The organism is Mycobacterium sp. ACS4331 (genome assembly GCF_001667265.1).
Classification (GTDB): Bacteria; Actinomycetota; Actinomycetes; order Mycobacteriales; family Mycobacteriaceae; genus Mycobacterium.
On the sequence record NZ_LZHW01000097.1, the window covers coordinates 1 to 7,127 of the forward strand.

Below are 7,127 nucleotides of genomic sequence, written 5' to 3' on the forward strand. Positions count from 1 at the left end.
ACCCCCCGGCTACCCACCCCCGCCGGGTTACGGCCCGCCGCAGGGTTACGCACCGCTGCCGGGTTACGGGCCCCCGGGCTACGGCGTCCCGCCGGGATATCCACCCCCGCAGCTGGAGCTCAAGCCCGGCGTCATCCCGCTGCGCCCGCTCACGCTCAGCGACATCTTCAACGGCGCGGTCGGCTACGTGCGCACCAACCCGAAGGCGACGCTGGGCCTGACGACGGTCGTGGTGCTCATCAGCCAGGTCATCGCGCTCGCGGTGCAGCTGGGGCCGATGCGGACCGTCGCGGAGATGGACCCCGAGGACACCGGTTTCGGGACGGCATTCGCCGCCTCCCTCTGGAGTGAGCTGCCCGGCGCCATCGTGACCCTGTTGGCCTCCACCGTCCTCACCGGCATGCTCACCGTCGTGATCGGCCGAGCAATCTTCGGCACCACGATCACCATCGGCGAAGCGTGGCAACGCATTCAAGGCCGTCTCCTGCCCCTTCTGGGTGTCACGCTGGTTCTGCTCGGCGTCGTCCTGGCGGCCCTGGCGGCCCTGGTGTTGATCACCACGATGTTCGTCGCGGCCGCCGGCCCGGTGGGTGGAGTGGTGATCGGCATCCCGCTGGGGCTGGCGGCCGTCGCGGGCGGCCTGTGGTTCGCCGTGATGACGTTGTTCGCCCCCGCGACGGTGGTGCTCGAGCATCAGCCCGTGATGGCCTCCATCTCGCGGTCGTTCGCGCTGGTGCGCGGAAGCTTCTGGCGCATCCTCGGCATCTGGCTGCTGACGGCGTTGATCACCTCGATCATCGCTTTCGCGGTCGGCATTCCGTTCGGCATCGCGGGGCTGCTGACGGGTGGGCTGACCTCGGATTCCGGCCCCTCGTTCATCACCGCGATGATCCTGGCCAGCATCGGCGGGATCATCGGTCAGATCATCACGACGCCGTTCACCGCCGGTGTGACCGTCCTGCTCTACACCGACCGACGGATTCGTGCGGAGGCCTTCGACCTGGCACTGAAGACCGGTGCGACGGCCAACCCCGCCGCGCCCGGATCGACAGACCACCTCTGGCTGGTTCGACGCTGAGGTCACGCCCTTGCCAACCGTAGACATCGACCGTGACACCGCACACGACCTCGCCGAACGTGAGCTCAGCAAGCCGATCTATCCGCGAGCCTCGGTGACGGACCGGCTCAGCGAATGGCTCGACGAGCTCCTGTTCCGCATCGTGTCCAAGGGTTCTCAGATCCCCGGCGGGTTCTTCACCATCGCGGTGCTGTTGATCCTTGTGATCGTGGCCGTGGTGGTTGCGGTGCGCATCGCACGGAAAACCATGCGCACCAACCGCGGCGACGGCTACACACTGTTCGGTGCGGCCGAACTCAGTGCCGAGCAGCACCGGCAGACCTCGGAGCAGTACGCGGCCTCCGGCGATTGGGCAGCCGCCATCCGACACCGGTTGCGCGCGATCGCGCGGCATCTGGAGGAGACCGGGGTGCTCACCCCGGTGCCTGGTCGCACCTCGTACGAACTGGCACGCACCGCCGGTGCTTCCATGCCTGACCTCTCGCGCGAATTCCTGGACGCCGCAACTGCATTCAACGACGTCACGTTCGGCGAACGCCCCGGCACCGAAGCCGGCTACCGGTTGATGTGCGCCCTGGACGACCACCTGCGCGCCCGCCCCCGCGGCGGGACGGATTCCGGCGGGAACGCTCCCGCGGACGCGTCATGGGCGGAGGTCGGATGACCACCACCGCACCCGCGGCACTGCGTCGCGGCCGCACGTGGCGCTGGATCGCCCTGAGCATCGTGTTGATCGTGCTGCTCGCCGCGATCACGACGTGGTTCACCGCACCTCGAGATGGCGGCCTCCTCGATCCCGAGGCAACGGGACCCGATGGTGCGCACGCGCTGGTGGCACTGCTGCGTGATCAGGGTGTCGACGTCGAGGTCGCGGCCACGGCCGCCGAGGCCGCCCGGTTGTCCGGGCCGGACACCCTGCTTCTCGTCGGGCAGACCTACAACCTGTGGGATGAAGATCTGCTCACCACGCTGGCCGACGCCCCGGGCGACCTGCTGCTGATCAACCCCAGTGCACGCACCCGGGAGGCCTTGGCCCCGGCGTTGAGGTACGCGCCGCAGACCTCGTTGACCGGTGAGCCCGACTGCGATCTGCCGGAGGCGCAGCGCGCGGGCACCGTGTGGTTCAGTTCCACCTATGCGTTCGAGGGCACCGACGACGGCGTCGCGGTGACCTCCTGCTACGGCGGGGCGTTGGTGCGCTATCGCGACGACGGACGCACCGTCACCGCCGTCGGCACCACCGATTTCGTCACGAACTCAACGCTGTTGCGCGAGGGCAACGCCGCACTCGCGATGAATCTGGCAGGCGCCCATCCCCGCCTGATCTGGTACGCGCCGCAGGAGACCGAGGGCGATCACACCGGCTCGGCGGACATCACCGATCTCATCCCCGACCGGTTCAACTGGATCGTGCTGCAACTCTGTGTCGCCGTGCTGCTGGTGGCGCTGTGGCAGGGCCGACGGCTGGGCCCCCTTGTCTCCGAACGACTCCCCGTGGTGGTGCGCGCATCGGAGACTGTCGAGGGCCGCGGCAGGCTCTACCGATCCCGCCGAGCCCGCGACCAGGCCGCCGCGGCGCTGCGCACGGCCGCGCTTCAGCGTCTGCTCCCCCGACTGGGACTCGGCGCCAACGCCGATCCGCCGGCGATCGTCGCCGCAGTCACGCAGAATCTCGCGCAGTCCGGCGGTGCGGCCGATCCGCTTTCAGTGCAGCACACCCTGTTCGGGCCGGCCCCGGCCACCGACGACGATCTGGTCCACTTGGCTCACGCGCTCGACGACATCGAAAGGCAGGTCGCGCACTCGTGACACACCCCACCACCTCGGCCCCGCCCGAGTCCGCCGCCGCAGAGTCGGCCCGCACGGCGCTGCTGGCGCTGCGGGCCGAGATCGCCAAGGCCGTCGTCGGCCAGGACGCCGTGGTCAGCGGGCTGGTGATCGCCCTGCTGTGCCGCGGGCATGTGCTGCTCGAAGGCGTTCCCGGAGTGGCCAAGACCCTGCTGGTCCGTGCGCTGTCCGCGGCCCTGCAACTCGAGTTCAAGCGGGTCCAGTTCACCCCGGACCTCATGCCGGGCGATGTCACCGGATCGCTGGTCTACGACGCTCGCACGGCCGCATTCGAGTTCCGTCAGGGCCCGGTGTTCACCAACCTGATGCTGGCCGACGAGATCAACCGGACACCGCCCAAGACCCAGGCCGCGCTGCTGGAGGCCATGGAGGAACGGCAGGTCAGCATCGACGGTGAGCCCCGGCCACTGCCGGATCCCTTCATCGTGGCCGCCACGCAGAACCCCATCGAGTACGAGGGCACCTACCAGCTGCCCGAGGCTCAGCTCGACCGGTTCCTGCTCAAGCTGAATGTGCCGCTGCCGCCGCGGGATCAGGAGATCGCGATCCTGGGCCGCCACGCCCACGGATTCGACCCGCGGGATCTGTCGTTCATCCAGCCCGTGGCCGGGCCGGCCGAGCTCGCCGCGGGCCGCGACGCCGTCCGGCAGGTGCTGGTGGCCAACGAGATTCTGGGCTACATCGTCGATATCGTCGGTGCCACCCGGAACTCACCGGCCCTGCAGCTCGGTGTCTCGCCGCGCGGTGCGACGGCGCTGTTGAACACCGCCCGGTCCTGGGCCTGGCTGTCCGGACGCAACTACGTCACCCCCGACGACGTCAAGGCCATGGCGCGCCCGACGCTGCGGCACCGGGTGGCGCTGCGTCCCGAGTCCGAGCTCGAGGGCGCCACGCCCGACGGCGTGCTCGACGGGATTCTGGCCGCGGTCCCGGTTCCGCGCTAGTGATCCTCACCGGACGTGCCGGCCTCGCGGCACTGTTGTGCGTGCTCCCGGTGGCGCTGGCGCCTTGGCCGGCAACGGCTTTCGTGGTGCTTCTGGCGCTGTTGACGGTGGCCGTCCTCGTCGACGTGGTCCTGGCGGGCAGCCCCCGTGCGCTGCAGTTGTCCCGCGCGGGTTCGACGTCGGCACGCCTCGGCGAACCCGTGGACGTCGAACTTCTGGTCCGCAACGCCGGCCGCACCCGGTTCCGCGGCGTCGTCCGCGACGCATGGCCCCCGAGTGCACGCGCCGAGCCGCGCAGCCACCCCATCGACCTTCCTGCCGGACAACACGTTTCCGTGCCGACCCGGCTGTCGCCGGTCCGTCGGGGGGATCAGGAGTCGGCCGTGGTGACCGCCCGCTCGATCGGGCCGCTCGGCCTGGCGGGCAGGCAGTCGACGCATCGGGCACCGTGGAGCGTGCGCATCCTGCCGCCGTTCCTGTCCCGCAAGCACCTGCCGTCCCGGCTCGCCAGGCTTCGGGAGCTCGACGGGCTCATCCCGGTGCTGATCCGTGGACAGGGCACCGAATTCGATTCGCTGCGCGAATACGTGGTGGGCGACGACGTCCGCTCGATCGACTGGCGCGCCACCGCCCGGCGCTCCGACGTCGTGGTGCGCACGTGGCGTCCCGAGCGTGACCGCAGGGTTGTCCTGGTGGTCGACACGGGTCGCACGTCGGCCGGGCGCGTCGGTGTCGACCCCACCGCCAGCGACCCCAGCGGTTGGCCCCGCCTGGACTGGTCGCTGGATGCCGCGCTTCTGCTGGCGGCGCTGGCGGCGCGGGCCGGCGACCACGTCGACTTCCTGGCCCATGACCGGGTCGCCCGATCCTCAGTGCTGGGCGCGAACCGGACCGAACTGCTGGCAAGACTTGTGGAGGCCATGGCACCGCTGGAACCCGCCCTGGTGGAATCCGATTTCACGGCAACGGTTTCGGCGATCCAGCGCCGAGTCCGCCGCCGCGCGCTGGTGGTGCTGCTGACCGACCTCAACGCCTCGGCGCTCGACGAGGGTCTGCTCCCGGTGCTTCCGCAGCTGTCCACCCGGCACCAGGTGATCGTGGCGGCGGTGAGCGACCCGAGGGTCGAGGAGTTGGCCGAAGGACGATCCGACGCCGCGCAGATCTACGACGCCGCGGCGGCCGAGCGCTCCCGCAATGATCGCCGCGCGCTGGCTGCCCGGATGCGCAGGCACGGCGTGGAGGTTGTCGACGCCCCGCCGGAGGAGTTGGCGCCGGCGCTGGCGGACCGCTACCTCGCGATGAAGGCCAGCGGGAAGCTCTGAGGCGTCAGCGTGTCGGCACGACATCAGGCGCGTCGGACAGGTCACCGGTCTCGCCGGCCCGAAGTGCCCGCCGCCCGAAGTGGATGATGTAGGCCAGGAACGCGACCTCGGCGAGCACCCCGATCGTGATGCGCACCCAGGTCGGGAATGGCGCGGGCGTCACCAGAGCCTCGATCAGGCCCGAGATCAGCAGCACCACGACCAGGCCGACCGCGACCGAGACGACAGCGCGGCCCTGTTCGGCCAGCACCTGACCACGGGGACGGTCGCCTGGTGCGATCACCGACCACCCCAAGCGCATACCTGCGGCGGCCGCCAGGAACACCGCGGTCAACTCGAGCAGGCCGTGCGGGGTGAGCAGTCCCAGGAACAGCCCGCCCTTGCCAGCGGCGAACATCAGGCCGCCGGCCACTCCGACGTTGAGCGCATTCTGGAACAGCACATAGGGAATGGGCAGGCCCAACACCACCGCGAAGCCGATGCACTGTGCGGCCACCCAGGCATTGTTGACCCAGACCCGCAGCGCGAAGGACCCCGCTGGGTTCTCGCTGTAGTACGACTCGAAGTCATGGTCCACCATCTGCGCGATCTCCGACGGCGTGCCGATCGTCGCCTGAACCTCGGGGTTGTTGGCCACCCATAAACCGATCGCGGTGGCCACCACGAAGAAGGCGATCGCCGAACCCAGCCACCATCGCCAACTGCGGTAGGCCACCACCGGGAAGGACACCGTCCAGAACCGGATGAACTCGCTCCACAGTGGCGCGTGCGCACCCGTCACCGCCGACCGGGCGCGCGCGACCAACGTCGAAAGCCGCCCGATCAGCGCGGAATCGGTCGACGACGACCTCAGCATGGACAGGTGCGTGGAGACCCGTTGATACAGGTCCACCAACTCATCGACCTCGGCGCCAGTGAGATTTCGTCGACGCTTGGTGAGGTGCTCCAGCCGGTCCCAGGTGGGGCGGTGGGCCACCACGAACGCGTCGACATCCACCTGGGGAATTCTAGTAGCGTCGTCGGCATGGTCGGAACGCCAAAGGAAGCCGTGGTGACCGGCGACGCGGTGGTCCTCGACGTCCAGATCGCCCAGTTGCCGGTGCGAGCGGTCAGCGCGCTCATCGACATCGTCGTGATGCTGTTGGGTTACGTGGCCGGGGTGGCGCTGTGGGCGATGACGCTGCTGCAGTTCGACTCCGCGCTGTCCGCCGCGGTTCTGATCATCTACACCGTGCTGGTCATCGTCGGCTATCCCCTGGTGTTCGAGACGGCCACCCGCGGTCGCACGCTGGGCAAGATGGCGATGGGCCTGCGCGTGGTCTCCGAGGACGGCGGGCCAGAGCGATTCCGGCAGGCGCTGTTTCGGGCACTGTCCGGATTCGTCGAGATCTGGATGCTCAGTGGTGCCCCCGCGGTGATCTGCAGCCTGCTCTCCCCGAAGGGCAAGCGCATCGGTGACATCTTCGCCGGCACCATCGTCATCACCGAACGCGGCCCCAAACTCGCTCCGCCACCGATGATGCCGCCAGCACTGGCCTGGTGGGCGTCGTCGCTGCAGCTGTCCGGGCTGCGGCCCGAGCAGGCCGAGTTGGCCCGCCAATTCCTCTCCCGCGCACATCAACTCGAACCGATGCTGCGCGATCAGATGGCAGCGCGGATCGCCGGAGAGGTCGCGGCCCAGATCTCACCGCCACCGCCGCCGGGCACGCCGCCGCAGTACATGCTCGCGGCGGTGTTGGCCGAACGCCATCGTCGCGAACTGGCGAGGCTGTCCGCCCGGCCCACCGCGGGGGGAGTCCCGATGGCGGCGCACTTCCCAGCGCCACCGATGTCCGTGGCCGCCACTCCACCCCCGGCGTACGCGCCGCCGACTGCACCCCCGGCATACGCGCCGCCGGCGCCTCCGGTCCCCCCCCCCCCCCCCCCGCCCAGCAC

General features: G+C 69.8%; 7 protein-coding genes. 6 read left to right on the plus strand and 1 reads right to left on the minus strand.

Features of this window, described 5'->3' with window-relative positions; translation table 11 throughout:
* The 5 genes from A5727_RS22625 to A5727_RS22645 all read left to right on the plus strand — a co-directional run.
* Positions 1-1,078 (plus strand): DUF7847 domain-containing protein (locus A5727_RS22625; protein WP_068255462.1); only part of this gene is annotated, 1,078 nt, incomplete at its 5' end.
* Positions 1,079-1,088: 10 nt separating this feature from the next.
* Complete coding sequence (locus tag A5727_RS22630; RefSeq protein ID WP_068255466.1) at positions 1,089-1,742, plus strand: DUF4129 domain-containing protein; 654 nt, start codon at positions 1,089-1,091, stop codon at positions 1,740-1,742.
* Positions 1,739-2,887, plus strand: coding sequence for a DUF4350 domain-containing protein (locus A5727_RS22635; protein ID WP_068255468.1), 1,149 nt, complete (start codon positions 1,739-1,741; stop codon positions 2,885-2,887). The genes A5727_RS22630 and A5727_RS22635 overlap by 4 nt, the downstream gene beginning before the upstream one ends.
* Positions 2,884-3,870 (plus strand): AAA family ATPase, encoded by a 987-nt coding sequence (locus A5727_RS22640; RefSeq protein ID WP_068255471.1) that lies wholly within the window; start codon positions 2,884-2,886, stop codon positions 3,868-3,870. The genes A5727_RS22635 and A5727_RS22640 overlap by 4 nt, the downstream gene beginning before the upstream one ends.
* Positions 3,870-5,192 carry a DUF58 domain-containing protein gene (locus tag A5727_RS22645; RefSeq protein ID WP_068255474.1) on the plus strand — a complete coding sequence of 441 codons (1,323 nt, stop codon included), beginning with the start codon at positions 3,870-3,872 and terminating at the stop codon, positions 5,190-5,192. The genes A5727_RS22640 and A5727_RS22645 overlap by 1 nt, the downstream gene beginning before the upstream one ends.
* 4 nt (positions 5,193-5,196) lie before the next feature.
* On the opposite strand, the gene A5727_RS22650 is transcribed toward A5727_RS22645, so the two are convergent.
* Positions 5,197-6,189, minus strand: a complete 993-nt coding sequence (locus A5727_RS22650; RefSeq protein WP_068255477.1) for a stage II sporulation protein M — start codon at positions 6,187-6,189, stop codon at positions 5,197-5,199.
* 27 nt (positions 6,190-6,216) lie between these two features.
* Here A5727_RS22650 and A5727_RS22655 point away from each other — a divergent pair.
* The coding region (locus tag A5727_RS22655; RefSeq protein WP_082949973.1) for an RDD family protein at positions 6,217-7,127 on the plus strand (911 nt) is incomplete at its 3' end.